The sequence below is a fragment of the Clostridium lamae genome, from assembly GCF_033043255.1.
Taxonomy (GTDB): Bacteria; Bacillota; Clostridia; order Clostridiales; family Clostridiaceae; genus Clostridium; species Clostridium lamae.
The window spans coordinates 42,483-68,090 of sequence record NZ_JASCQJ010000005.1 but is presented as its reverse complement, the minus strand read 5'-3'; the positions used below and the strand labels follow the sequence as shown (position 1 = coordinate 68,090).

At 27.2% G+C, this 25,608-nt stretch carries 27 protein-coding genes; 8 read left to right on the top strand and 19 right to left on the bottom strand.

Annotated elements, in window-relative coordinates; translation table 11 throughout:
- Nucleotides 1–106 precede the first annotated feature (106 nt).
- Nucleotides 107–982 (bottom strand): hypothetical protein, encoded by an 876-nt coding sequence (locus tag QK892_RS04350; RefSeq protein ID WP_317272309.1) that lies wholly within the window; start codon nucleotides 980–982, stop codon nucleotides 107–109.
- A 226-nt stretch (nucleotides 983–1,208) separates the two neighbouring features.
- Between QK892_RS04350 and QK892_RS04345 the strand changes: the two genes are divergently transcribed.
- Entirely contained in the window at nucleotides 1,209–2,198 is a 990-nt protein-coding gene (locus QK892_RS04345; protein ID WP_317272308.1) for a ketoacyl-ACP synthase III, read from the top strand.
- A 104-nt stretch (nucleotides 2,199–2,302) separates the two neighbouring features.
- Here the strand turns inward: QK892_RS04345 and QK892_RS04340 are convergent, their stop codons facing one another.
- From QK892_RS04340 to QK892_RS04325, 4 genes are all read right to left on the bottom strand, one after another.
- Nucleotides 2,303–5,434 carry an SMC family ATPase gene (locus QK892_RS04340; protein ID WP_317272307.1) on the bottom strand — a complete coding sequence of 1,044 codons (3,132 nt, stop codon included), beginning with the start codon at nucleotides 5,432–5,434 and terminating at the stop codon, nucleotides 2,303–2,305.
- The gene (locus tag QK892_RS04335; RefSeq protein WP_317272306.1) at nucleotides 5,434–6,603 is read right to left on the bottom strand and encodes an exonuclease SbcCD subunit D; all 1,170 of its coding nucleotides are present in this window, start codon (nucleotides 6,601–6,603) and stop codon (nucleotides 5,434–5,436) included. The genes QK892_RS04340 and QK892_RS04335 overlap by 1 nt, the downstream gene beginning before the upstream one ends.
- 19 nt (nucleotides 6,604–6,622) lie before the next feature.
- Nucleotides 6,623–7,471, bottom strand: coding sequence for a patatin-like phospholipase family protein (locus QK892_RS04330; protein WP_317272305.1), 849 nt, complete (start codon nucleotides 7,469–7,471; stop codon nucleotides 6,623–6,625).
- Nucleotides 7,472–7,632: 161 nt separating this feature from the next.
- Nucleotides 7,633–8,118: a GNAT family N-acetyltransferase gene (locus QK892_RS04325; RefSeq protein ID WP_317272304.1), complete on the bottom strand. Its 486-nt coding sequence runs from the start codon at nucleotides 8,116–8,118 to the stop codon at nucleotides 7,633–7,635.
- 155 nt (nucleotides 8,119–8,273) lie between these two features.
- Here QK892_RS04325 and QK892_RS04320 point away from each other — a divergent pair, with 155 nt between their 5' ends.
- Nucleotides 8,274–8,798 carry a dihydrofolate reductase family protein gene (locus tag QK892_RS04320; RefSeq protein WP_317272303.1) on the top strand — a complete coding sequence of 175 codons (525 nt, stop codon included), beginning with the start codon at nucleotides 8,274–8,276 and terminating at the stop codon, nucleotides 8,796–8,798.
- 140 nt (nucleotides 8,799–8,938) lie between these two features.
- Here the strand turns inward: QK892_RS04320 and QK892_RS04315 are convergent, their stop codons facing one another.
- The 3 genes from QK892_RS04315 to QK892_RS04305 all read right to left on the bottom strand — a co-directional run bounded on the left by QK892_RS04315 (nucleotide 8,939) and on the right by QK892_RS04305 (nucleotide 11,473).
- Nucleotides 8,939–9,460: an ECF transporter S component gene (locus QK892_RS04315; RefSeq protein WP_317272302.1), complete on the bottom strand. Its 522-nt coding sequence runs from the start codon at nucleotides 9,458–9,460 to the stop codon at nucleotides 8,939–8,941.
- 188 nt (nucleotides 9,461–9,648) lie between these two features.
- Complete coding sequence (locus QK892_RS04310; RefSeq protein ID WP_317272301.1) at nucleotides 9,649–10,662, bottom strand: acyltransferase family protein; 1,014 nt, start codon at nucleotides 10,660–10,662, stop codon at nucleotides 9,649–9,651.
- Nucleotides 10,643–11,473: an alpha/beta hydrolase gene (locus QK892_RS04305; protein ID WP_317272300.1), complete on the bottom strand. Its 831-nt coding sequence runs from the start codon at nucleotides 11,471–11,473 to the stop codon at nucleotides 10,643–10,645. The genes QK892_RS04310 and QK892_RS04305 overlap by 20 nt, the downstream gene beginning before the upstream one ends.
- A gap of 121 nt (nucleotides 11,474–11,594) precedes the next feature.
- On the opposite strand from QK892_RS04305, the gene zupT reads away from it, so the two are divergent.
- Both zupT and QK892_RS04295 read left to right on the top strand, forming a co-directional pair.
- Nucleotides 11,595–12,371: a zinc transporter ZupT gene (gene zupT, locus QK892_RS04300; protein ID WP_317272299.1), complete on the top strand. Its 777-nt coding sequence runs from the start codon at nucleotides 11,595–11,597 to the stop codon at nucleotides 12,369–12,371.
- 317 nt (nucleotides 12,372–12,688) lie between these two features.
- Nucleotides 12,689–12,994: a hypothetical protein gene (locus QK892_RS04295; protein ID WP_317272298.1), complete on the top strand. Its 306-nt coding sequence runs from the start codon at nucleotides 12,689–12,691 to the stop codon at nucleotides 12,992–12,994.
- An 84-nt stretch (nucleotides 12,995–13,078) separates the two neighbouring features.
- On the opposite strand, the gene QK892_RS04290 is transcribed toward QK892_RS04295, so the two are convergent.
- Both QK892_RS04290 and QK892_RS04285 read right to left on the bottom strand, forming a co-directional pair.
- Nucleotides 13,079–13,693 carry a DUF4397 domain-containing protein gene (locus QK892_RS04290; RefSeq protein WP_317272297.1) on the bottom strand — a complete coding sequence of 205 codons (615 nt, stop codon included), beginning with the start codon at nucleotides 13,691–13,693 and terminating at the stop codon, nucleotides 13,079–13,081.
- 2 nt (nucleotides 13,694–13,695) lie between these two features.
- A complete protein-coding gene (locus QK892_RS04285) occupies nucleotides 13,696–14,970 on the bottom strand; it encodes a hypothetical protein (RefSeq protein WP_317272296.1) in 1,275 nt (424 codons plus the stop codon).
- A 142-nt stretch (nucleotides 14,971–15,112) separates the two neighbouring features.
- Between QK892_RS04285 and QK892_RS04280 the strand changes: the two genes are divergently transcribed.
- Nucleotides 15,113–16,399, top strand: coding sequence for an aminotransferase class V-fold PLP-dependent enzyme (locus tag QK892_RS04280; protein WP_317272295.1), 1,287 nt, complete (start codon nucleotides 15,113–15,115; stop codon nucleotides 16,397–16,399).
- Between the two features lie 110 nt (nucleotides 16,400–16,509).
- Here the strand turns inward: QK892_RS04280 and trmB are convergent, their stop codons facing one another.
- From trmB to QK892_RS04265, 3 genes are all read right to left on the bottom strand, one after another.
- The gene (gene trmB / locus QK892_RS04275; protein WP_317272294.1) at nucleotides 16,510–17,163 is read right to left on the bottom strand and encodes a tRNA (guanosine(46)-N7)-methyltransferase TrmB; all 654 of its coding nucleotides are present in this window, start codon (nucleotides 17,161–17,163) and stop codon (nucleotides 16,510–16,512) included.
- Nucleotides 17,164–17,268: 105 nt separating this feature from the next.
- Nucleotides 17,269–17,916, bottom strand: a complete 648-nt coding sequence (locus QK892_RS04270; protein ID WP_317272293.1) for a hypothetical protein — start codon at nucleotides 17,914–17,916, stop codon at nucleotides 17,269–17,271.
- Nucleotides 17,917–18,010: 94 nt separating this feature from the next.
- Nucleotides 18,011–18,697 (bottom strand): cyclic nucleotide-binding domain-containing protein, encoded by a 687-nt coding sequence (locus QK892_RS04265; RefSeq protein ID WP_317272292.1) that lies wholly within the window; start codon nucleotides 18,695–18,697, stop codon nucleotides 18,011–18,013.
- 116 nt (nucleotides 18,698–18,813) lie between these two features.
- Here QK892_RS04265 and QK892_RS04260 point away from each other — a divergent pair, with 116 nt between their 5' ends.
- Nucleotides 18,814–19,236, top strand: coding sequence for a DMT family transporter (locus tag QK892_RS04260; RefSeq protein WP_317272291.1), 423 nt, complete (start codon nucleotides 18,814–18,816; stop codon nucleotides 19,234–19,236).
- A gap of 11 nt (nucleotides 19,237–19,247) precedes the next feature.
- Complete coding sequence (locus QK892_RS04255) at nucleotides 19,248–19,715, top strand: DMT family transporter (protein WP_317272290.1); 468 nt, start codon at nucleotides 19,248–19,250, stop codon at nucleotides 19,713–19,715.
- Between the two features lie 111 nt (nucleotides 19,716–19,826).
- Here the strand turns inward: QK892_RS04255 and QK892_RS04250 are convergent, their stop codons facing one another.
- The 6 genes from QK892_RS04250 to QK892_RS04225 all read right to left on the bottom strand — a co-directional run bounded on the left by QK892_RS04250 (nucleotide 19,827) and on the right by QK892_RS04225 (nucleotide 25,237).
- Nucleotides 19,827–20,375: an NADH peroxidase gene (locus QK892_RS04250; protein ID WP_317272289.1), complete on the bottom strand. Its 549-nt coding sequence runs from the start codon at nucleotides 20,373–20,375 to the stop codon at nucleotides 19,827–19,829.
- 215 nt (nucleotides 20,376–20,590) lie between these two features.
- A complete protein-coding gene (locus QK892_RS04245) occupies nucleotides 20,591–21,547 on the bottom strand; it encodes a siderophore ABC transporter substrate-binding protein (protein WP_317272288.1) in 957 nt (318 codons plus the stop codon).
- A gap of 53 nt (nucleotides 21,548–21,600) precedes the next feature.
- Nucleotides 21,601–22,356 (bottom strand): iron ABC transporter ATP-binding protein, encoded by a 756-nt coding sequence (locus tag QK892_RS04240; RefSeq protein ID WP_317272287.1) that lies wholly within the window; start codon nucleotides 22,354–22,356, stop codon nucleotides 21,601–21,603.
- Nucleotides 22,353–23,306: an iron chelate uptake ABC transporter family permease subunit gene (locus tag QK892_RS04235; protein ID WP_317272286.1), complete on the bottom strand. Its 954-nt coding sequence runs from the start codon at nucleotides 23,304–23,306 to the stop codon at nucleotides 22,353–22,355. Before QK892_RS04235 ends, QK892_RS04240 begins: the two co-directional genes overlap by 4 nt.
- Nucleotides 23,306–24,241, bottom strand: a complete 936-nt coding sequence (locus tag QK892_RS04230; protein WP_317272285.1) for an ABC transporter permease — start codon at nucleotides 24,239–24,241, stop codon at nucleotides 23,306–23,308. Before QK892_RS04230 ends, QK892_RS04235 begins: the two co-directional genes overlap by 1 nt.
- A 204-nt stretch (nucleotides 24,242–24,445) precedes the next feature.
- The gene (locus QK892_RS04225; RefSeq protein WP_317272284.1) at nucleotides 24,446–25,237 is read right to left on the bottom strand and encodes a GTP pyrophosphokinase; all 792 of its coding nucleotides are present in this window, start codon (nucleotides 25,235–25,237) and stop codon (nucleotides 24,446–24,448) included.
- A 278-nt stretch (nucleotides 25,238–25,515) separates the two neighbouring features.
- Between QK892_RS04225 and QK892_RS18410 the strand changes: the two genes are divergently transcribed.
- A complete protein-coding gene (locus tag QK892_RS18410) occupies nucleotides 25,516–25,584 on the top strand; it encodes a hypothetical protein (RefSeq protein WP_394855003.1) in 69 nt (22 codons plus the stop codon).
- Nucleotides 25,585–25,608: the final 24 nt, after the last annotated feature.

Genomic DNA, 25,608 nt, shown 5'->3' with positions numbered 1-25,608 from the left:
CCCTATTGCTAACAAAAATTTCTGATATGGTCCTTTCCCATAGTCCCTAACTCTTATTTTTTAGTTATTCACCATTACTTCTTACTTATTTACTATTACCTAATCCCTACTTATTCCTAACAACCTTTAATAACTTATCCACATAAACCTTATCCATAGTTACATATTCAACTCCATTTTCACTGGACTCTTTTTTTGCTCCAGCATCCATAATATATTTATCTATATCAACATATTCTTGCCACGTATCATGCTCATATTTAACTGATAATTGAGATGAAGATGGATAAGCTAGTTTTAATTTTTTACCATCTTCAAACTGAATATTATAAAAAAATTCTCCCCTATTTGTCCATCCATCATTAAATCCAGTATCTACATACTCTACATCACTAAAGCTATATTTTTTACCCTTTAAATTGTAGAAACTATAATCATAAATCCCCTCTTCTGTTACTACCACTATACTAGTAAGTAGTATATATATAATTGGAATTAATGATAATGCAATAAATTTATCAAATTTATTGAAAAAAGGTAATCCTTTTTTTGCAGAAGATATTTTCTCTGCTATTGAATTAGCTATAATAAAAAATATTAAATATAATAAATATGAGTATGGAGATTTTACAAGATAAAACATATAATCTCCTTTTACAAACAATTCTTTCTGTATTATTGATATTACTAAATAAAATGCTATAAATAGAATTATCATTGTTGCTATTAGCAAAATAAAAAATATAAATGAAACTATATTTTTTATAATTTCTAAGGCAATATTATTTTTCTTCTCATATGTTTTTAAAAAAGCTCTAAGGTTAAATAGAAATAAAGTAAATGTAAGTATAATAGCAACTACATTTAATGTTATCTTCTCATAATCCTTATTAGATATATTAATAAATAACCATATTATAGGTCCTAAAGCTATAAGTATAGATGCAAATAATCCATATCTATTACCTTTCCCATTTTCCATAAACATCTCCCCATTATATATACTTTTTCAGATTAAATTAGTCATAAAATTTTCAATATTATAAATATTTACTATGTATATTAATTTTATAATAAAAAAAGTGAAATTCAAATAAAAAGTTGTTTTGCTTTACACATTTTATTTTTGGTAATATTTAGTTTAAAACTTCTTATTCGATATATTATAAGAGTTATTAAAAATATTATAGATTAGAAAAGGAGAAGAAATGGACAACATAAGAATTAATTCAGTAGGTATTTATCATCCTGAAAACAAAGTTTCTAATGATTTTTATATTGAACACTTTTTTAAACAAGATAAGGATATTAGAAGATTATTAGAGGCTTATGGAAGGAAAACTAGATACGTTATAAACAATAAAGATGAAAATAACATAACAATGGCTATAAAAGCATGTGAAAATGCTTTAAATAAAGCTTACTTAAAAGGAGAGGATATAGATTTAATTATATTCTCTTCAATTATTCCACAATACACAATGCCTCCACAAGCTATTATGATTCATAATGCAATAAAAGGGAAAAAAGATTGTATGGTTTTAGATACAAATGTAAATTGTGCAGGAATGATAGTTGCAGTTGATAACGCTGTTAGAATTTTAAAAACTAATAATAATTTTAAAAAAGCATTAATTGTTGGATCAGACTGTTGGTCACGCCATTGTAGTACTAATGATGAATTAACATATCCTATATTTGGGGATTGTGCTTGTGCTGTAATATTAGAAAAAACCGATAAGGATTCAGACTTCCTTGGCTCTCATTCTTTAACTAATAGTGATAATTGGGATATGGTAAAATATCCTTCTTGTGGTATGACTAATATATATGAAGATATAAACCCTCATGAAAAAATGATTAATTGGACACCATTTGACGGTAGCTTTTCTGTTAAAGAAGCAAAATTAAGCATTAATAAATTATTAGATGATTATCATTTATCGCTAGATAACATAGATTTATACTGCATATCTCAATTTGCTTTAGGAATGAGAGATGGATTCTTAGAGGAATTTAGCGTAACTCCTGATAAAGTTCCTTACATAGGAGATAAATATGGTTACACAGGTTGTACCTCTCCTTTCCTAGCTTTATATGAATCCATTGAAAGCGGAAAATTAAAAAGAGGCGATAATGTAATTCTATGGTCTATTGGAACATTTTGGTCAACCTGTTCTTTACTTTTAAGATATTAAAAATAACTATAAATCAAAAGAGAGTAGATAAATTTATATTTTTTAAAAACCTATCTACTCTCCTAATTACTTATTCACTCTTACTTTTTACTTATTCACTATCGTTAGATTCTAAATTCTGCCTTGCTTCCTTGGTTAGTTGAAGATACTTCTAATTTCACTTCTATTCTATCTTTTAATTCTTGAACGTGAGATATAACTCCAACTACTCTTCCATCATCCTGAAGATCTACTAAGCATTCAATTGCAGCATCTAGAGATTCTGGATCTAATGTTCCAAACCCTTCATCTATAAACATAGTATCTAGTTGTATTCCACCTGAATGACTTTGAACCACATCTGCTAAGCCTAAGGCCATAGAAAGAGATGCCTTAAAGGATTCTCCCCCTGATAAAGTTTTTACATCTCTTGATTTTCCTGTGTAGTTATCAAAAACTTCAAGATCTAAGCCTTGTCCTTTTCTCTTATCACCAAGTTCTTCTTTTCTTAATAGTAAAAATCTATTGCAGGTCATCTGTGAAAATCTTATATTAGCAGCAGAAATAATATCTTCAAAATATGCTGCTAGAACATATCTTTCAAAGCTTATCTTCCTTGGGTTATCCCCATTTATTATCTTAGCTAATTTCCCAACATTTTTATATTTCTCTTCATCAGCTTCTATTGCTTTATTAAACCTCTTACAATCCTCAAGAATATTAATATTTTGATTTATTCTTAAATAAATATCTTTTTCTAACTTTTCTTCTTTACTCTTCTCTTCATTTTTTAATCTTAAAACTTCTTCAATAGCATTAATATCTGCAAATTTTAAGTCCTTGCATCCTTCAACTGAAATATTATAAACTTTTTCAGCATTATATAGTTTAATATTATATTGATTTATACTATTTTCTAGTGAGTCTAGTGCTTCTACTGTAATTTTATTTTCAGAGTAATCTTTATATCCATCAAACCCTAATTCAATAACCTTATTTTTAAAGGTCTCTAAAGCAACATTTAACTCTTCTTCTGAAGTCTTTAATTGAGATTCTAAGGAGATCTTATTCCCATTTTCTTTATCGAAGTTAGTTTTCGTATCATTAAAGTACTTTTCAGCATTATTATAATCTTCCTTTAACTTCTCTAATGTTTTGATAATATGAATTTCTTCTTTTTCTAAAACATCTATAGTTTTAATTTCTCCATTAAATTCCTTTATTATATTTTCTAAGTTAGCCTCTTGAGTTTTAACTTCTCCCTGTTTATTAACAAGTTCATTATTCTTGGCTTCTAATTCAGTTCTTAATATTTCATTATTACTTTCAATTTCCTTCTTATGCTTATTCTTTTCTGATTCTTTGGAAACTGCCTTTTCAATCTCAGTTTTCTTAGTTCTCACCTTATTTAACTCTTCATTATTACTTCTTATAATACTATTAACTTTATCTATACAAATATTTAAATCCTCACTAGTATCTTCATTAAATATTTCTACAAATAAAGGTTTAATATAATCATTTTTAAGAGAATCTATTTCAGCTTTAATTTTAGTAAGTTCTCTATAATATTTTTCTCTAGTTGTATAAGCTTCTTCTGCTTTTAATTTCGCTTCTTTTACACCCTCTTCATTTATACTCTCATTTTCAAGAACTGCTAATGATGGATGATGGGTTGAACCACAAACAGGACAGGTTTCTCCTTCTTTTAATTCTTTCGCTAATATTCCTGCGACATTTCTTCTAAAAATATCTTCTAATCTTTCATATACTTCTTTCTTATCTAAGTAATCCTTATTAGCTTTCTCATAAAAATTACTTCCCTTTTCATGTCTTAAAGATTCTTTTATACATTTATTTAAAGATGTAAGAAGGTTGTTTAATTTTTCTTCCTTGCTAGTATAATTAATCTCATCTATTTTTAACTTATTAACTTCTTCTTTTAGTTTATTTATCTTTTCTAATTCATCAGATAGAATCTTAATTTCATTAGAGTTTTTTTCTATACTTTTATTAATAATTACAATTCTCTCACTAACATTTTTAGATTGAGATTTTAGAAGCTCTAACTTTTCTTTATTAGTTGAATAATTTAAAGATTTTTCTTTTAACTTTTCTATTTCATCTAGCTTCTTATTTAATTGATTTTTAAGAGGCTCTTTATTAATTTCTTCTTTAAACTTTAAATCTGCCTTTTCTAACTCTTCTTTATACTTTAATAAATTAGCTTCACTTAAGCTTAAAGATTCTTTTACCTTATTAAGAGATTTTCTCTTTTCTTCATATTTTTCTTCAAAGGATAAAGCTGTTTGTGCCTTTTTAGCTAGTCTTAATTTTTCTTCTTTTAATTTATACTCATCTTTTAATAAATTTAAGTTATCAAGTTCAGCTTTATACTTTTCCAAGTCTTCTAGTTTTTTGTTTGTTTCTTTCGCTAAAGCTAGATTTTTAGAAATATTATTAATTTCATCATTAATTCTATTTATTTTTTCCTTTAACTTTTCTTCTTCTTCTTTATCTTTATTAATAGAAAGATTAAACATATCTAAAATTAAGTTAATATTTAAATCTTTATTATTTATTAATTTAATTAATTCATCTTCTTCATTTCTACATGAAAAAGAACGTATCCTATTTTCTCTATCTCTTTGAACTATTTCTATAGACTTTTTAAGGTTATTTGCTTCATTTTTCACATTTTGTTGAATATCTGAAAAAATCTTAGTTCCAAATATCTTTCTAAATATTTCTTCTTTCTTATCACTATCAGAATTTAATAATTTTTTAAATTCTCCTTGTGGAATCATTACTAGTTGTTTAAATTGATCACAAGTTATTCCTAATATTTCTTCAACTTGTCTAGTGACCTCCTTAGGTCCAGATATAGTTTTATCTTTTAATTTAATTTCTGCATAAGGCTTACTTTCAGTAAATCCTTCTCCTCTTTGCTTTGCTCTAAAATATTGTGGTGATCTTTTTATATAGTAATCTTTTCCCCTTAAAGAGAACCAAAGCTCAACTTCTGTAGGTGTAGTTGGATCTGCAAAATCACTTCTTAATGACTTTCCTTCTCTCTCACTCCCACTAGCCTCCCCGTACAATGCAAAATTTATAGCATCAAATATAGTCGTTTTACCCGCTCCTGTATTACCAGTTATAACAAACATATTTTTACCATCAAGGTTAGTTTCAAAATCTAGTTCTTGCCTTTCAGCATAAGGTCCAAAAGCTGAAATAATCATCTTCTTGATTATCATTATTCTTCTCCCCTTTCTGCAGATTCCATAACTCTCTTCATAATATCTATATCAACATCTGTACAAACTTCATCCATTATATCTTTATAAAAGCTTTCAAATAATGAAATATTAGATTTTTGTTTTATATCACTAGCAACTCTTCTATTGCCTTCTCTTAATACCTTCACTTCTCTAGTAAGTTCCATAACATTTGGATAAACTGCTCTAAGCTTAGCCATAGGATCCAATAATTCACCTTTATCCTTTAGAACTACCTTTATATAATCTTCATTATTTTCATTATTCTTATCATATCTATTTAAAACTTCTTCTAAAGTTCCTTCTTCTATTCTAAAGTCTCTCTTAGGCTTCAATTCATAAATTTCAATATTAACATCTCCATTTTTATCTAAATCAACTATTGTTATTCCCTTACGTTGTTTTACTTCTGAAAAAGAATACTTCATAAGAGATCCTGAATATCTTATCCTATCGCTACCCACCTTTTGAGGACCATGTAAATGTCCAAGAGCTGTATAATTAAATCTTTCAAAATGCTTAGAATTAATATATTCAGTACCTCCTATTGATAGTGGCTTTTCTGAATCACTTTCTACTAACTCTTCAACCCCATCACCTTTAATACCTGTAACATATCCATGGGCAATAGCTACATTTCTTTCTGCCTCATTAAAATCATTAGATATTTCTGATATTATCCTCTCCATAGCTAAATCATAACTTTTTATATTTTCGTCCTCAAACAAGTCTCTAACACATGGAACATCGGCATAAGGTATTGGATAGAAATTAACTTTTCCATACTCATCTTCTAAAGTGATTTTATCTATTTTTCTTTTTAAATTGCCAAATATATATAGTCCACTTTCTGATAAAAGTGAACTAGCAAATTCTATTCTTTCATTACTATCGTGATTTCCTGCTAAAGCTATCACTTTAGTATTTAATTCCTTTACTATCTTTATTAATGATTTATTTAATAATTCAACTGCATGAACTGGCGGAACTGACCTATCATATAAATCGCCAGCAATTATTATTACATCCGGCTTCTTTTCTTCAATAGCTCTATATAATTGCTCAATTACATACTCCTGATCTTCAGTCATATAAAATCCATTAACAAGTTTTCCTATGTGCCAATCACCCATATGAAATATTCTCATAAACTTACCTCCACGAGTTTTAATTTAAAAACTTAATAAGCTCATCTGAAAGAGCTTTTGCATCTTCATATCCTCTATTATATATATCTTCTAACTTATTTTTATCTTTTTCAAATCTACTTACTTCTAAAGGTCTACTTGGCCTAATGATAAAGCATTTTCCATCTTCTTCTAATCTGTCTAATAGATCTAAGGTATCATTATAAATCTTATATCTATTTTCCATAGCGCTTATAAGTCCAGTATGATTTTTATATTTTCTTTTTATTACTGGCATAATCTTTGTTTTGCTTTTTTTATAACCTTTATGTTGTGTTAAAATAACTACATGCTTTTCAATACCATCATCTATCGCCTTTTGAATAGGTATAGGTGCTGCTATACCCCCATCCATTAACTTTTTGTTATCATATTCAATTACTTTTGCGACAAAAGGAAGGGATATAGAAGCCTTTAAAGACTCATATCCATCTTTATTAAAGTCATTTATTTGATAGAACTCTGGAAGCCCTGTTTCGCAATTAGTTGCTCCAACAAAAAACTTTGTTCCTGATTTTATAAAAGTTTCATGATCAAATGGTTCTAGCTCATTTGGTATTAAATTAAATAGCATATCCATTCCGAAAGCAGATCCAGTCTTGATTAGATTTCTCACACTTAAGTACCTTTTATCATTAATATAATTTATGTTAACCCTATAATTTCTCTTCTTTTGTTTTGAAATATAAGAAACACAGTTACATGCTCCTGCTGATACTCCTATACAATACTTGATATTTATGCCTTTATCCAATAACAGATCTAGAACTCCAGCAGAGTAAACTCCTCTCATTCCTCCACCTTCAAGTATTAACGATGTATTGTCCATATTTCTTCCTCCAAACCTTTTTATATAGTAATTATTTACATTATTTAAGAATTATATCACTTTATTTTTTAAATAACTATAATACTATAATTTTTATATTTTTCTATCTTATCCCGTGAATTTATACGACGTAAAAAGGGCAAGCAAGTTGCCTACCTCATTTAATAATAATCACTTCTTCTATCTAAAAGCGTAACATCTTGCCAATTATTGAATATATCCTTCGCTATTGATTTTCTAGTTCCAACTATTTCAAAACCATTTTTTATATGTAAATTAATACTTGCAACATTATAAGAAAATACTATACTTTCTAACATCCAATATCCAAATCTTTCACTATCCTTTATAACTCTCTTAAGTAGTTCATCTCCTATACCCTGCCCCCTGAATTTAGAAGATATATAAATACTTACTTCACATACCCCATCATAAGCAGGTGATGTTAACTTTCCCTTAGATAACGCAACCCATCCGGCTACCTCATCATTTATTACTTTAACAAATCTACATTCCTGAAGATGTCCTTTATCCCATTCATCTACTGTAGGTGTCCTTCTCTTAAATGTTGATCTACCTTCTTTAATAGCTTCAGATAATATATCTAGAACACTATCAATATCTTTATATTCCATTTCTCTAATCATTTTAAGCCCCCATTATAATTTATTTATTAAATAAATTATAAACTTCTAATATTCATATTGTCTACTTTATATAAATAAATAACTACAAAAAGAGATTTAATGATATAATTTTTTTACAAATACTATGGAGATAAAAATTTAAGGAGTAAAATAATATGACTGGAAAAATAATATTAAACTTGGCAATGAGCTTAGATGGTTATATAGCTGAAGAAGATGGTGACTTTGAATGGATGGTTGGAGATGGCAACTCTTCTCTTAATACAGAAGTTAAATTTAATTTTGAAAAATTTTTAGAAGACATTGATATTGTAGTTATGGGTAAAAATTGTTGCATTCAAGGATTTCATGAAGACTATAAAGAAAAAGAAGTATATATTGCAACTTCTGAAAAAATTAATGACTATGATAACTACCATTTTATAAGTGGAGATATATGTAAGACTATAATGGATTTAAAAAATGAAGGTAAGAATATATATTTATTCGGTGGTGGAATCCTTATTGATAACTTTATTAAGGACAATATAATTGATGAATATATTATAGGAATAATACCTACTATTTTAGGCAAAGGAAGAAGGTTGTTCCTAGATAATAATCCTAAAATAGACCTAAATCTTAATTCCTATTATATTGAAGATGGCATAGTAATAATGAAATATTCAAAAGCAATGTAATAGATAAAAATAATAAGCATAAAGGAAAGTCTATTCCCTTTATGCTTATTATTTTAAATGTGTTTACAATTTATATATTATATTATAGATTTTACGCTTTAATTTATATATATTTTAAACATTTATTATTAAATTTTTTCTTAAACTATTTCGCTTGTAAATACTTCATAAAGATCTTTTCTTCTTGCTTTTGCTAAAGCAGTAGCTAGTGAATAAGATAATACACCATCAACAAGATGATGAAGAATAGTACCTATAACTACAACTACTATAAATTCATATGCTGATACACCAAAAGGAATAACTGCTAATCCTTCTAGAATTCCATGTATTGGTGCTGTTAATATAATCGCCTTTTTAAAATTCTTATTTTTATTAATTATTAGCGCTCCAACATAACCTACTACTATGTGCATTGCAGCTCTCGCAGCAACTACTGCTGGGGCTGTTATAAAGAATCCTAGCGCTGACCCTAGCCCTACAAATATTGCAACTGATGGTGATATTAACATTGCTAAAAACATAGGTACGTGTGATGCTATAGTTGCTGTAAAAGGTCCTAGCACTATTTTTAAAAATCCAAATTGTGTTGGTATAATAATTGCAATCGCTGTAAGCACTGCTGCAAATACCATTTTTCTGATTCTATTACTACTTTCCATATTTAATCCCCCTATACTAGTGTATATACACTAGTATAGTTATTATATATCCACTTGTAAATATATTTTTTTATGGAATTTACACTTTTTATTTGAATTAATATATATTATTTAGTGTGTAAAAAATATAAAAGAAGCTGTTTTAGCCAGCCTCTTAAATAATAGAAATTTAATTTTTATATAATTTTTTATTTTTCTTTAAATTTTTTATAAGATTTTTTTCCAGTATCAATACTTTTATTCACTGGATAAAAAATTCCTTCATAAACCTTATTAGTACTTTTTCTAGATAAAATGTAAATAATAAGGAACGGAGATAGTAGTATTAATATATTATGAACTATTCCAATATTCCACTTTGGTATAAGGAGATAAACTAAAATTACTAAATATATATGGAACACATATATATTCATAGTAGCCTTTCCTAAATTAGTAAATGGCTTCCTCTTCTTTGGGACCAATGCTATAACACAAATACTAAATAGTATTGCTGCTACATATAAAACAAGTCTAAGAATTATTCCAATTCCTAATGACATTCCAAGTTCCTCAAAAGAATATGAGTAATATAGAAACTTGTAATCAAATAAATCTACATTAACTATGTATATAGTAAATATAAGAACAATTGTAATACCTTGTATAGCTAATAATTTATTAAAGTTCCCTATTTTATTTAAATGCTCTTCTTTTGTATAATATCCTAAGAGAAAGAAAGGTAAGAATACTATAGTCCTAGATATAGATAACATGCTTCCTACACTTGGTATTACTCCTATCACTGCTCCAATTAAAAAACTCCCTATAAGTATATTCTTAAATCTAACTAAGTATTTTAATGAAATCCTCCAAAAAAATAAACTTAATAAATACCATAACGTCCATCCTGGTGAAATAACAGAAAACATAAATCTTTTAGTTGCGATATAAACTGACGTGTACCAAATCATATTAAATATTATATAAGGTACTAATAAATTTTTTACTGCCTTTCTTTTCATCCTATAAAAATTCTTAGAGAAATATCCTGAAATAAAAATAAAAAGTGGCATATGAAATATGTAGATAAATATATATGTTATTGTTAAGATTCTACTATCTTTAATATAGTATTCAATGACATGGCCAAAAACTACAAAGAATATTAATAAAACCTTTAAATTGTCTAATAAATAATTTCTATTTTTTATTCTCTCCATAACCCTCAATAAAATCTAATATTTCCTTAGATCCTTTCTCTCCTTTATTTAAGAATAGAGATACTATATCTGAATGATGCTTACCCTTTATTACAGCTAGTCTAGCATTTCCATTAAAGCTATTTATTTTATCAACAAAACTAATAGAATTTTCAATGTTTATTAATGGATCCTTATTTCCATGAATGCAAAGCACATCTATATTAGTATCCTTATTAATTAAATTAATAGGATTAATACTATTTCTATCATTTTGATAACCTATATAATTATCAATTAATATCTTTGAGTAATTTGAAGTACATTTATCAAAATCAAGTACCCCTGATATACTAATTAATCCTTTAAATCTATCTTTATCTATATTATATTCCTTTTGCTTATCTAAATTAAATACTAAATTTGTTGACAATTCTGCACCTGCAGAAAAACCCATAACAATAATATTATTAACATTTTCTACTTTAGATAAATAATCCTTAACAGCTTCAAATACATCATTTATTTGAGTTGGATATTTATATAATGGAACTAACCTATATGCAGGAATAACTACTGTATATCCTAGATCATTGAAAAACTTTCCAATGGAGCTAGATGTCTTAGGACTACCGTGCCACCAGCCTCCTCCATGAATAAATACAATTGTAGGTTTACTTTCTTCTCCCTGGAAAACTCGATAATATTGCTTAATATTATCCCCATATTTATATGTTTTATAATCATTCTTTTTACTTAATATATTAATAAAAAAAGATTTTATTACTAATGGAATCATTAAAATCTTTTCTTCTATAGCGTAACGTAACATATTTTTCTCCAAATCACATAATTTTATTTATTATATATTATAAAATTTCATTAATTTTGCATAGTATTTTTTTTATTAAATATATTTAGTATATGTTTAGTACTTTATAGGAGAATAATTTATGATACATAATGAATCTTTAATACCCTTAATACTCTCACTAATTGCAGGACTTTCAACTGTACTAGGTGCATTTATATTGTTTTTTTCTAAAATGCAAAATAAGAAACTAATAACTTTTGCTTTATCTTATTCTGCTGGAGTTATGATTACTGTGTCATTTACTGATTTATTTGCTTCAGCAGAAGAAACATTAACCAAGTATAATGGTAGCTCAAAAGGTGTTTTCCTTGCTATATTTTTTCTAATTTCAGGTGCGCTAATTGCTCTACTTATTGATAAACTTATTCCAGAGGCACCTAGGAGTCTTAATGAATCACATCCCGAAAAACTTTATAGAGTTGGATTTGTATCAATGATTGCTTTAATGATACATAACTTCCCTGAGGGAATTGCAACCTTTGTTTCAGGATATGAAAATACCTCGTTAGGAATTTCTATTGCTCTAGCTATATCTCTTCATAATATTCCCGAAGGCATTTCTATAGCTATGCCTATTTATTATTCTACCAAAAGTAAGGCTAAAGCATTTAAATATACTCTTTATTCCGGCCTTGCAGAACCTTTTGGGGCTTTTATTGCTTTCCTATTCTTAAGACCATATATAAATGAGATAATTTTGTCTATAACATTTGCTTTAGTGGCAGGCATAATGCTTTATATTTCTTTTGCTGAGCTTATTCCCACTGCAAGAGAGTATAAATATCATAAGACCTACCTCTTCTCAATATTTTTAGGAATTCTTACAATTATACTTAGTCATATATATGGCCATTAAGGGATGAATAAATATCGTACTGCTGTTCCGTCGCATTCGCTCCAAGTCACCTGCAGCACGATATTTATTCATCTGAAGCTAAAGGTAATAATTCCTCATTTTATTCGGAATTATGGAGAGTATTCTATATATTTAACAATTACTTAGATATATTCTTTTTACTTTTACGTCGCATTCGCTTCAAGTCACCTGTAATATGATATTTATTTATCTAAAATTAATAGTAAATATTATTTTAGGACTATTTTAATTCGTATATAATTAATATGCATTATATTCGCACAATATATTCAATAGATAGGGAGATGATTTAATAATTGAAAAAATTAGCAACCTTACTAATTCTCATATTTATTATATTTACTTTAGGTAGCTGTTCTGAGGAAAAGTCATCTAATAAGCCTAATAGTTCATATGCTTATATGTTGATTTTTAATAATACCAATTATTATTTAACGGCTGATGTACTTTCTAAGGAAGATTTAGGCAAACAAATTGGTTCCGTATCTAAACAAGTATTACCATATCCGAAAAATGAAGGAGAAGCAAACGAGTGTCCAGTTGGAACAAAAATATTTAAAATAAAAGAGACTGATACAAATGAGATAGTTGATTCTGAATGATGCATTAATCAATGAGTAATATAATAAAAAAGTTTACAGTTATAACCACCAATTTAAAGTCATCATAACTGTAAACTTTATTTATTATTCACCATCTTCTACAATCAAGTAACCAATTTGTGGTTTCTTATTCAATAAACCTATTATATATATGGTATAAAACTTTCCGTTTTTAAGTGTTTTATCATTAATATATTTATATAATCCTGCGAATGCTGAAAATCCAACCCTGAAATCATAAATTGCAGGTGATAGGTTATAATAACCTGTAGTCTCTAAATATTCAACATTTTCGAAAAGAGTCATATTATTTGGTAATGATAATGATATTAATGGTGTATTAGGAGATAAATTAATAAATCTTAGATAAGAGTTTACCAACTGATCTTTGCCAGATGCATCATTTAAAGTTAATATACCAAATCCTCCACCTGAAGTTACTATATTTACAGTTAAACTAGTATTAGGACGAATATCTATATTACTAGTTATTAATGGCTGATCATAAGTACCTGTCTTAAATAGTTGGACTTCATAACTACCTGGTGCTATATTTTCATAACACGTTAAATCAGAAAAAGCTAAATCTTTTCCCATTTGATTTCCATTTAAATATACATCTACTGTAGGAACCCCTGGAACTGCATGCAAAAATCTAATTTTACTTTGTAAATTGGGTAAATTTTGGCGAAATAGCAAGATTAATCACCTCGATTATTTTCATAATTATCTAGACTTATATTAATTATTTTTTTAATAATCAATTCGTAAATAGGTTGTGGTATATCATATGATTTAAAAGTATCTATTATGGAATCATCATTTCTTACCGAATTAAAAATTTTATCTATTTCTATTACCCTATCTTCATGCTCATCTCTATAAAAATTATCTAAGTAATTTTCAAAATTTGAATTTCTAAGAATCTCCATATGAATTGGTTCTTCAATATAATCCATATCGATATTTCTAGATTGAGCCTTAGTATTATTCACTTTATTACTACTTTTTTTAGTTCCTGTATTCAAGTTTGTATTACTTGTATTTGATGTATTACTAGTGTTCTTCTTACATTTCTCTTCCTTATTATAGTCTACTAAGTCTTCGGTTATTGTCTCTGATGGAAATTCTAAATCAAAATTTTGTTCAAATTGTTGTTGTTGTTGTTGTTGACTAATATTATTCTGTGAATTAATACCACCTTGCATATTCATTCCATTTTGTGGATTCATTCCATTTTGCGGATTCATTCCATTCTGTGGATTCATTCCATTTTGTGGATTTATCCAATTTTGAGGTTTTAGATTAATTTCATCTTGCCTATTCATTCTAAATTTGTCATTACCATTTTTTGGTGGATAAATTACATTTTGAGGATCTATTCCATACGGTGGATTCATTCCATCATCTGGCTTCGTTACATTTTTTGGGTAATTTACATTTTCTTGATCCATTCCATTTTGCTGATCCGTTCCATTTTGCTGATTCATACCACCTTGCATATTCATTCCATTCTGTTGGTTCATCCCATTCTGTTGGTTCATCCCATTCTGTTGATTCATCCCATTCTGCGGATTCATTTCATTCTGCGGATTCATTTCATTTTGCTGATTAATCCAATCTTGAGGATAAATTCCGTTCTGTGGATTCATTCCGTTCTGTGGATTCATTCCATTCTGCATATTCATTCCATTTTGCATATTTATGCCATCCTTTAGGCTAATACCATTTAGTGGATTCATACTATCATTTTGAACATAATCTAAGGTTTTTAAAGAATTTACTTCTATATTAGGAGTATTAATAGTTGAAGCAAAATTAAATGCGAAACCATTTGGAACCTCACTAAACTCCGGTAATGTCATATCTATAATAGGAAACCAACTAGAATCTTTTTGGGTAAATGGTTCACTAATATATAATGGTATGAACTTTATATCATCATCTTGTTTCCTATTCATATTGTTATAATACATATATTTCCTCCAAAAAATATTTCATTATAAGTATACGCTATATCTTTATATATGTTCTATTTATTTCCATTAGAACAAAGTTCCCTTACTTTACGTCACCTAAATATACTTAACTGAATATTATATAAAGGGAGGTTTTGCTATGACATATTTAACAAATAATTCTTTTAGAGATTTATTTATAGGGCTTGATAAGAAAGTACCAATTATTGATAACAATAAAATAATACCAATAAATTTTGATAATGCAGCTACAACTCCTGTATTCAAAAGTGTTCTTGATAGAATAATAAAAGCTTGTGAATTATATGGAGCAATAGGTAGAGGGCTTGGTCAAAAATCAGAGTATTCAACTAAAATATATTCTGAATCAAGAGATTATATCTTAGATTTTTTTAATGCATCTAAAGAAAAATATACTGTAATTTTTGTAAATAACACTACTGAGGGTATAAATAGACTCTCTAATATGTTAATTGAGGATAAAAGTGATATTGTTATTACTACTAGAATGGAACATCATTCTAATGATTTGCCTTGGAGGGGAAAATGTAACTTAAAATATATTGAAGTAGATGAAAATGGTAGAGTAAAGCTAGATGAGTTAGAATACTTACTAGAGAAAAATAAAGGTTTAGTTAAATATGTTACTATCACTGCAGCATCCAATGTTACAGGTTATATAAATAATCTATCTTATATCTCTAAATTAGTTCATAGATATAATGCTAAATTGATAATTGATGGTGCTCAAATTGTAGCTCATAAGAAACTAGACTTTAATGAACGCTTGATCGATTACTTGGTATTTTCAGCTCACAAAATGTATGCTCCCTTTGGTAGTGGAGCAATTATTGGACTAAAAGAAGAATTTGAAAGACTAAATTCTGATCTTAAAGGTGGAGGTACTGTTGAAGCTGTTTTAGATGATTCTGAAGTATTACTCCCACCACCTGAAAAAGACGAAGCAGGAAGCCCTAACTTTTTCGGTGCTATTGCATTAGTGCAGGCTATGAAAGAATTAGAAAGTATAGGATATGATGTTATTGAAAAAAATGAAAAGATACTATTAAACTATGCTATAAAAGGTCTTAATTCTATAAAAGAAGTTATAACTTATGGTGATAATTTTAATATAGAAGATAGGTTAGGTATAGTAGTATTTAATATCAAAAATCTTTATCATGCAGAGACTGCCAGATTATTAGCTAGTTTAAGAGCTATAGCTGTAAGACAAGGGGCATTTTGCGCACATCCTTATGTAAAAAGATTATTAAAAACTGATGATAAAGAATATCAACGCTTTTTAGTAGATAATAGCTGTAACATGCCTGGTATGGTAAGAGCAAGCTTTGGAGTATATAACTCTATAAAAGAATTAGATATATTCTTAAATACTGTAGAATTCATATGCAAATTGAAACTATAAAAAGGAGATAATTCCTCATTTTATTCGGAATTATGAAGAATTATTGACAGTATAATCTTTTTATAAATTACTAAAAATAAATAAGGTGCTGCATTAAGCAGCACCTTTTGTTATCTCTTTGCTATTAAAAACTTGATTTTAATCCCTTGCTCACTAAACATATTTTCATGCTCTGTTCTAACATTTCCAACAAAATCACTTTTATGTAAATCATAAGTAATATACTCTATTTCAAAACCAGTTTCTTTAAAATATTCTAAAGATTCCTCGAATAATTCATCATCATCAGTCTTGAAGTATATTCTTCCATCGTTAGATAAAAATTCCTTATATTTTTCTAGTTGAGTTGTAAAAGTCAATCTTCTTTTTTTATGCCTTTCCTTTGGCCACGGATTACAGAAATTAATATATATTCTATCAACTATGTCTTCTTTACTAAAAACATCATTAATCAAAAATATTTCTTGTGCCATTAATTTTAAATTATTAACTTCTAATCCTTTTTCATCATATGCTTTTTCTATATTTCTTTTTGCAAGTACTAATACTTCGTCTTTAATATCTATAGCAACATAATTTATATTTGGATTTTCTGATCCATGAACAGCTACGAAAGTTCCCTTCCCACATCCTAGTTCTAGATATATAGGATTATCATTATTAAAGCTTTCTCTCCACTTTCCTTTGTATTCACTTGGATTTACTATAAAAAAATTACATGCCTCTAATTCTGGTCTAGCCCATGGCTTTTTTCTTAGTCTCATCTCATTCACTCCATTTATTATAATTCATAACAATTATACAGATTTACATTCACTATATCAAATTTAATTTTTGCTATGGAATGATTTGCATAAAAACTAATAAAATTATTTCTTACTTACTTTTGCATTTATTATTGTTACTTCAGAATATTTAGCCACTTCATCTTTATATGACTCAAGATTAATAGCAGTTTTTTCAGTATCTTCCCCTTTAAACTTTACTAATCCAATTATTGTAACTTCCTCATCTAACGATTTCCCTACTTGTGATACTGCAGATTTTGAATCAAAATCTATAGCTTCATCATAATATTTGGTTACTTTATATTCTGGATTACTGCTATCCTTTGTATTTTCTGAATCTATTTCTGCAATAGAATATATTGATTTATCAGCTTCACCATCATTCAATTTAGCTGTATTTGATACTATATGAATAATTGAATCCTTTGCAATAGTATCTGTAGTGTAATTAGCTATTTCTTTAGTTTCAACTAATTCACCATTTGAATACTTCTCCATAGATAAATTTATATTATATTGAGAGTCTTGTGGTAATACCATAGATGTTACAGTACTTTTATCATTTCCATAGTCAGATGCTTGTAATAATAATTCAACAACTCCTTGAACTTCTTGATTTACTACCTTAACATCTCCTTCTGGTAATTTAGCCCCAGTTGATGTACATCCAGCTAATCCTATAGTTATAGCCATTGCTGCTAAAATTGCTGTTATTTTCTTTATCTTCATATGTTTACCTCTTTTCATTAAAATTAATATCATATATTATAGCATATCTAAATTTTATAATTATATAAATTATGTTAAATATATATAAATTAATTTATCTATATATATCTGCAGATAGATTTTTTAGCTCTTCGTAATCCAGTATGATATAAATATCATCTTTTCTACTTAATATTTTTTTATCACATAACTTATTTAAAGTTCTTAATAAATGCCTATAACTTGTTCCTAATAATTCAGAAATAATTGTAAGTGTTTCATCGAACTTAAAATATTTACTTTCTTCTTTTACTCCTATAGAAATAATATAACTTGCTAATCTATTTTCTAATGGATATAGTAAATTAATACTTGAATTCTTAGAAGACCTCTTAAGCTTTTCACCTAAAGAATTACATAAAAAATTTAGTAAATTAATATCATTAGAATAATTATTCCGCATAAGTTTTATTGGAATTCCTATACATACACAAGGCTCTATAGCTTCTACATTACAAGTAGAAATATCATTAGTCACTAGCTCTAAATCTCCTAAAGTATCTAACTCTTTATAGAAATCTAGCAAAAGTAACTTACCATTTTTAAGTGTCATATATACCTTTGCCTTTCCTTCTACAAAAAACATTAGATGCGTAATCTCCTCCCCTTCCTTAAATATTAATTCTCTTCTATCGAAAAAAAGGAGTTCTAAGTGTTCTTTAATATTTGAACTAAATAAATTATTTATATTGTGAATTTTTATATACTTCTCTATTAAGACTAAATCTTTTACTTTATTCATATTAGCTCCTTTAGTTAAATTTTAATTTAAATATTCTACATTGATTATGACATATGTCATAATTACATTTAATCCCTTTATGATAGATTATACTAAAAAGCTTATGGAGGAATATGATGTATAATTTTTTATCTCTTTTTACTGGAATATTAATAACCATAATGATTAGCTTAAATGGAATCCTATCAACCCATTTAGGTAATTATTCATCTACTTTTATAATTCATATTATCGGTTTTCTAATCATAAGTTTAATCTTATTATTTAAAAAATATAAAATTAAACTAAGTAAAGACATACCGCTTATCTTATATAGCGCAGGAATTATAGGTGTATTTACTGTTCTATTTAATAATTTAAGTTTTAGTATTCTCGGTGCTTCTTTAACTATTTCTATAGGATTATTAGGACAAACTGTTACATCCATTATTATTGATAACTTTGGATTAATGAAAATGAGAAAGGTTTATTTTCAAAAGAAAAAAATATTTGGATTATTATTAATTGTATTAGGGATAGCTGTAATGGCTATTTATTAAAAGGAGGACTTATGTTTTTTATTTATATTTTGATAGCTATATTAGCAGGTGTTTCCGTAGTACTTGCAAGGATTATTAATTCTAGAATCGCTGATGAAATAGGAACTTTCCAAGGTACTTTTATTAATTACTTAACAGGATCAATAACAGCTTTTATTTTCTTTATATTAAGCAAAGAATATGTAAATTTAGGTACTCTTAACTACTCAGATATCCCTATATATTCATATTTAGGAGGAGCCATAAGCATTTTAGTTGTTTTACTATCTAATTATACTACTCCTAAGGTATCTTCCTTTTCTCTTTCTTTATTAGTATTTATAGGGCAACTTGCTATAGGTATTTTTATAGACTACTATGCTTATAGTACAGTTTCTATTGGAAAAATAATTGGAGGAATATTAATATTAATTGGATTATCCTATAACATGGTTATAGATAAAAAAAATGATTCTATTCCTGAGTTAATAAGTGATTAAGCTTATTATTAAATATTGAATTCATCTAAATAATAATAATAATAATTTAATTTTCTAATGAATAAAAAAGGGTTAGTACAAATTATACTAACCCTTTCAAATATTTAAAAACTAGTTTTGTCCAAAATATCTATCCAATAATCCTTTGAATGCTCTACCATGTCTAGCTTCATCCTTACACATTTCATGAACAGTATCATGAATTGCATCTAAGTTTAATTCCTTAGCTAACTTAGCTAAATCCATCTTTCCTTCACATGCACCATGTTCTGCATCAACTCTAGCTTGTAAGTTAGCTCTTGTATCAGCTACTACTACTTCTCCAAGTATTTCTGCAAATCTTGCAGCATGTTCTGCTTCTTCAAATGCTATTCTCTTATAAGCTTCTGCAACTTCTGGGAATCCTTCTCTATCAGCTTGTCTTGACATTGCTAAATACATTCCTACTTCTGTACATTCTCCAACAAAGTTATATTGTAATCCTTCAACAACTCTTGGATCTACACCTTTTGCAATTCCTATCCTATGTTCATCTGCATACTTTAAATCTCCTGTTTGTTCTATGAACTTATCTGCTCCAGCTTTACAAACTGGACACTCAGCTGGTGCCATTTCCCCTTCATAAACATATCCACATATTGTACAAACAAATTTTTTCATAATTAAACCCTCCTATATTTTGATTTCCACATTAAAATTTATTTCAAATAATATTTTCCCTTCGGACAATTATTATTATATAATAATAATTATTAGTTGTAAAGAGATATTAATTTATTTTTTTAAATTTTTCTTATAAATTTTAATTTAGTTAAGTAAAAAGAAAAAAGGAAATTCAGTTATTACTGAATTTCCTTTATTTTAATTGTAAGTAATTATTTTATATCTAATGCTTCTTCTATATTTGAAAGTATAGTATCTATTGCCATTATTCCACTTCCCCCAACATACCAAGCTTGTGGATCTACATATACTATATTACCATTTTCATATGCTTTAGTTGTTTTTACTAATTCATTCTCTATAGATTGCTTAACTGATTCTTGTACTCCAGTTATAGCTCCTCTATCTAAAACAAGTAAGTAATCTGGATTCTTTTCTTTTAGGTATTCAAATGAAATATTTTGACCATGAGTAGAAGATTCTATTGCTGTGTCAGCTACTGTAAAGCCTAATTTGCTATAAACCATATCATATCTTGAACCTGTTCCATAAACTGATAATGAGCCTTCATTAAACATTGTCATTAAAGCTGTTGAATTATTCTCTTTCACTTTTGTATTAATAACTTCTAATCTCTTAGTAATACTTTCCAATTCAGCATTTACACCATCTTCTTTTTCAAATACTTGACCTAATACTTTAGCATTGTTTTCTGCTGAAGCAAATATATCACTATTAGCTGTACCTAAAAATAAAACTGGAGCAATTTTCTTTAAATCTTCAATATAAGAAGATTGTCTTCCTTCTATTATTATTAAGTCTGGTTCAACTTCATTAATTTTTTCTAAATCAAATTCTTTTAAAGAACCTAAATCAACGTATTTCTCATCTTTATATTTCTCTAAATATGTTGGAAGTGAACCTTTTGGTAATGCTACTGGTTCAACACCTAATTTTGTCATTATATCTAATGAACCATAATCTAATACTACAACATTTTTAGGATTAACTGGCACTTCAACTTCACCATTTTGGTCTGTAACAACAACTGTTTTATTTTCTTCTTGTGAAACTGTTTCTTCTGTTTTAGCATTTCCTGTACTACATCCCACCACTCCTACTAGTAATAACATAACCATACTTAATACTGCTAAAAATCTTTTTTTCATTAATAATTCCTCCATTTTATATATTTTTTAATTTATATCCCTATTTAAATGTTTTAGAAATAGATACATATTTTTTGATTATTAACTTCTCTAATATTAAAATTCATATCATAAAGACAACTTAAATTTTTCTCTGTTATCATTTGTTCAGTTGTAGTATGATTAATCAATTGACCATCCTTCAAAGCCACTATAGTATCTGAATAACATGATGCAAAGTTAATATCATGAATTACAATTATTATTGTTTTTCCAAAATCATTAACCATTTGTCTTAGCATTCTCATCATTTCTGCTGAATGCTTCATATCTAAATTATTTAAAGGCTCGTCCAAAAGAATATAATCTGTATCTTGTGCTAATATCATCGCTATATATGCTCTTTGTTTTTGTCCACCACTTAATTCATCAAGATATTTGTCTTGAATATCTTCGAGCTTCATATAACTTAAAGCATCGTCTACAAACTTTTCATCTTCTTTTTTTAACTTACCTTCACAATATGGAAATCTTCCGAAAGATACAAGTTCTCTTATTGTTAATCTTATATTTAAACTATTACTTTGTTTTAATATTGATAGTTTCTTAGATAATTCTTTTGAATCCCAAGCCTTTATTTCTTTACCGTCTATAAAAACTTCACCTGAATCAGCATCTAAAAGCCTTGACATTATAGATAATATTGTACTTTTTCCAGCTCCATTAGGTCCTATAAAGGAAGTAATTTTTCCTTCCTCAATATTAAAAGAAACATTATCTACAACCTTTTTGCTTCCATAGCTTTTATTAAGATTTTTTATTTCAATCATAGCTTACTCTCCCTTAATAATAGATTTATAAAGTAAATTCCACCAATAAAGTTAATTATTATACTTATAGTAGTAGAGAAATTAAATACTCTTTCTACTAAAAATTGTCCTCCTACTAAAGCTATTATACTTATTAGAGTTCCAACAATAAGTAGAACTGAATGCTTATAAGTTTTCGTTATTTCATAAGTTAAATTAACTACAATTATTCCTAAAAATGTTATAGGTCCCACTAAAGCTGTTGATAATGAAACTAATATGGCAACGAAAACTAATATCTTTTTGCTAAATTTATCATAATTAACTCCTAAGTTAATAGCTTCTTCTCTTCCTAGAGTCATAACATCTAGGTTATTAAAGTCCTTGTATAATAAGAATCCAATAATAAGAAGTATTATTACTGATACTAATAAAATCTTTGTATTAACTAAACTAAATGAAGCAAATAACTTTGCTTGGAGTGCATCAAATTCATTTGGATCTATAAGAACTTGCATAAATGATGACATACTTCTAAATAGTGTTCCAACAACTGTCCCTACTAGTAATAAGAAAAATATATTATTTCTTCCCTTCTTAAGAACTACCTTAAATAAAATCATCGCTAAAACTACCATCAATGCTGCTGATACTAGAAAATTAATTGTTTTATTGACCATAAAAACTGATGTTGAGCCAAATATAAATACTACTACTGTTTGTACTAAACTATACAAAGAATCTAATCCTATAATACTGGGTGTAATAATTCTATTATTTGTTATTGTTTGAAATAATAATGATGCTACTGAAATAGTAGTTCCTGCAATAAGAATTCCCAGTACTTTCGGAATTCTTATTGATAAATTAAACCTATAATTTTTTGCATTTAATCCCCATACTACGAATAGTACTAAAAATGTTATTGCAAGAATTGACATTAAAATTATTTTTTTCTTATTATTACTCATTATTTATTCCTCCTAAATATTAAATAAAGGAATATTGCAGCTCCTATAACTCCAATAGTTAAATCTATAGGAATTTCATATGGGGCAATTATTAATCTACTTATAATATCACATGCTAAAACAAAGCTTGCACCAAGAAGTGCAACTATTGGCATATTATTCTTTAGGTTGTCCCCTTTCCATATAGAAACTATATTAGGTATAACTAGTCCAACAAATGGAATACTACCTACAGTTATTACAACTAATGAGGAAATTAAAGCTACTATTATAACACCTATATTAGTAACCCTCTTATAATTCAATCCAAGACTTACTGACATTTCTTCTCCCATACCAGCTAATGTAAATTTATGTACATACAAAAAAGCTATAATTACTAGTGGTATGCTTAAATACAATATTTCATAATTCCCTTTTAATACAGTTGAAAAATTTCCTTGTAAAAAGGCTCCCATACTTTGATTGAGATTGTACTTATACGCAAAAAAATCTGTTATCGATCCTATTACATTACCAAGCATAATACCAACTAAAGGTATAAAAATTACATTTTTTATTTTTATCTTCTTTAAAATAGACATAAATATAAATGTTCCTGCCAATGAAAATACAAATGATAGAAACATTTTTTGAAATATATTAGCTGATGTAAATATAATTAAAGAAAATAATACACCTAACTTTGCTGAGTCTATTGTTGCAGCTGTGCTAGGGGAAATAAATTTATTATTACTTATTTGTTGCATAATAACACCACTTATACTCATACCTACCCCTGCAACTAATATACTTATAAGCCTAGGTAATCTACTTATCATAAGAACTTCTATATCTGAAGAACTTAAAGATAAAATATTTATATCTGTTACACCAATAAAGATAGATATTACAGATAGTAAAATAGTAATAATCAATAATATTTTTTTAGCCATATACTCACTCCCGTTACTTGATAATTTATATCAACTGATTACAATTATAATTGAAAAAGATTATCATTGTCAATAATTTATTTGTATATTTTGCTAATTGTACAAAAGAAAAAAGATAGGATTCACATAACTACTCATTCCGTTACTAGGATATAAGCATTAAGTCATGTAAATTCTATCTTGTATTTCTATTCTTTATTAATTTTAATCTCTATACTTTTTAACTTCTCTCTTTACTAAAACTAAAAGATTATTTAGTTCATTTATTTCTCCGTCTTCAATTAATTTGTTTAATGAACTTTCAAATCTAATAGCTTCTTGAGTCTTTCCTAACGATTTTAAATTCCAAATATTATTCATTATATTAGATATAATATCGGATTTAATTTCAAACAGCTTTTGTGCATCTTTTATTTCATCCTTTATATCTAACATTAATTCATCTAATGCAAAGGCTGCATCTGCTGCTTTCTTTAATTTCTCTCTTACCATATCTGGTAATTGTTTTTTATATTTATAATTTAATGAATGCTCAATTGTAGCCCAGAAATTCATTGCTAAGGTTCTTATTTGAAACTCAGCTAATATTTCCTTCTGTCCATCTGCCATATTAACAGGATATTTTATAACCATATGATAGCTTCTATATCCACTTTCCTTTACTCCTCTAACATAGTCTTTTTCATAAAGGATTTGCATATCTTTTCTTCTTCTTAAGATCTCAACTACATTATCTATATCATCTACAAATTGACACATTATTCTTATTCCAGCTATATCTTCGATTTCATATTGAAGTCTGTCAACTGGAATCTCAAATTTGTTTGCTTTTTCTAAAAGACTTGAAAGTTCTTTTACTCTGCCAGTTACAAACTCAATTGGTGAGTATTCACTTCTTTTTCTATATTCTTTTCTAATACTCTTGAGTTTCACTTTTAATTCTTCTACTGCCTGTTCATAAGGCATAAAAAAACCCTTCCAATCATGTATTGCCATATTATATCACCCTTTTCAAACTTCACCCTAATTATTATATCAAAAAACTTATAATGTGTAATCAAAATCTTATAGTGTTAAAAACATTTATTATATCTACACATTATTCTATAATATGCTATAATTAGATAGGACTAGTGTTAGAGGTGATAACATATGATAAATTCTTTAAGAAGTTTAAATACTAAAGATTTAGATAATGAAAACGATAATGATAATGTAATCAATAAAAACATATTTTTAAAGAAATAACTTGTCCAGTATGTAATAAGAAATTTATGACCCTGGCTATTAAAGTAAACGTTCCAAGAGTAAAATCTAGAGACTCAGATTTATTTATTAGATGACATTACATTTATAGGTGCTTCTCA

Bases quoted from the DNA above. Each gene is read 5' to 3' on its own strand.
- QK892_RS04240 (WP_317272287.1), bottom strand. From the start codon at position 22,356: ATGATTGAAATAAAAAATCTTAATAAAAGCTATGGAAGCAAAAAGGTT.
- QK892_RS04315 (WP_317272302.1), bottom strand. From the start codon at position 9,460: ATGGAAAGTAGTAATAGAATCAGAAAAATGGTATTTGCAGCAGTGCTT.
- zupT (WP_317272299.1), top strand. From the start codon at position 11,595: ATGATACATAATGAATCTTTAATACCCTTAATACTCTCACTAATTGCA.
- QK892_RS04280 (WP_317272295.1), top strand. From the start codon at position 15,113: ATGACATATTTAACAAATAATTCTTTTAGAGATTTATTTATAGGGCTT.
- QK892_RS04255 (WP_317272290.1), top strand. From the start codon at position 19,248: ATGTTTTTTATTTATATTTTGATAGCTATATTAGCAGGTGTTTCCGTA.
- QK892_RS04305 (WP_317272300.1), bottom strand. From the start codon at position 11,473: ATGTTACGTTACGCTATAGAAGAAAAGATTTTAATGATTCCATTAGTA.
- QK892_RS04320 (WP_317272303.1), top strand. From the start codon at position 8,274: ATGACTGGAAAAATAATATTAAACTTGGCAATGAGCTTAGATGGTTAT.
- QK892_RS04250 (WP_317272289.1), bottom strand. From the start codon at position 20,375: ATGAAAAAATTTGTTTGTACAATATGTGGATATGTTTATGAAGGGGAA.
- QK892_RS04340 (WP_317272307.1), bottom strand. From the start codon at position 5,434: ATGATAATCAAGAAGATGATTATTTCAGCTTTTGGACCTTATGCTGAA.
- QK892_RS04245 (WP_317272288.1), bottom strand. From the start codon at position 21,547: ATGAAAAAAAGATTTTTAGCAGTATTAAGTATGGTTATGTTATTACTA.
- QK892_RS04230 (WP_317272285.1), bottom strand. From the start codon at position 24,241: ATGGCTAAAAAAATATTATTGATTATTACTATTTTACTATCTGTAATA.
- QK892_RS04265 (WP_317272292.1), bottom strand. From the start codon at position 18,697: ATGAATAAAGTAAAAGATTTAGTCTTAATAGAGAAGTATATAAAAATT.
- QK892_RS04260 (WP_317272291.1), top strand. From the start codon at position 18,814: ATGTATAATTTTTTATCTCTTTTTACTGGAATATTAATAACCATAATG.
- QK892_RS04285 (WP_317272296.1), bottom strand. From the start codon at position 14,970: ATGTATTATAACAATATGAATAGGAAACAAGATGATGATATAAAGTTC.
- QK892_RS04350 (WP_317272309.1), bottom strand. From the start codon at position 982: ATGGAAAATGGGAAAGGTAATAGATATGGATTATTTGCATCTATACTT.
- QK892_RS04335 (WP_317272306.1), bottom strand. From the start codon at position 6,603: ATGAGAATATTTCATATGGGTGATTGGCACATAGGAAAACTTGTTAAT.
- QK892_RS04330 (WP_317272305.1), bottom strand. From the start codon at position 7,471: ATGGACAATACATCGTTAATACTTGAAGGTGGAGGAATGAGAGGAGTT.
- QK892_RS04345 (WP_317272308.1), top strand. From the start codon at position 1,209: ATGGACAACATAAGAATTAATTCAGTAGGTATTTATCATCCTGAAAAC.
- QK892_RS04270 (WP_317272293.1), bottom strand. From the start codon at position 17,916: ATGAAGATAAAGAAAATAACAGCAATTTTAGCAGCAATGGCTATAACT.
- QK892_RS04235 (WP_317272286.1), bottom strand. From the start codon at position 23,306: ATGAGTAATAATAAGAAAAAAATAATTTTAATGTCAATTCTTGCAATA.
- QK892_RS04310 (WP_317272301.1), bottom strand. From the start codon at position 10,662: ATGGAGAGAATAAAAAATAGAAATTATTTATTAGACAATTTAAAGGTT.
- QK892_RS04225 (WP_317272284.1), bottom strand. From the start codon at position 25,237: ATGGCAATACATGATTGGAAGGGTTTTTTTATGCCTTATGAACAGGCA.
- QK892_RS04325 (WP_317272304.1), bottom strand. From the start codon at position 8,118: ATGATTAGAGAAATGGAATATAAAGATATTGATAGTGTTCTAGATATA.
- trmB (WP_317272294.1), bottom strand. From the start codon at position 17,163: ATGAGACTAAGAAAAAAGCCATGGGCTAGACCAGAATTAGAGGCATGT.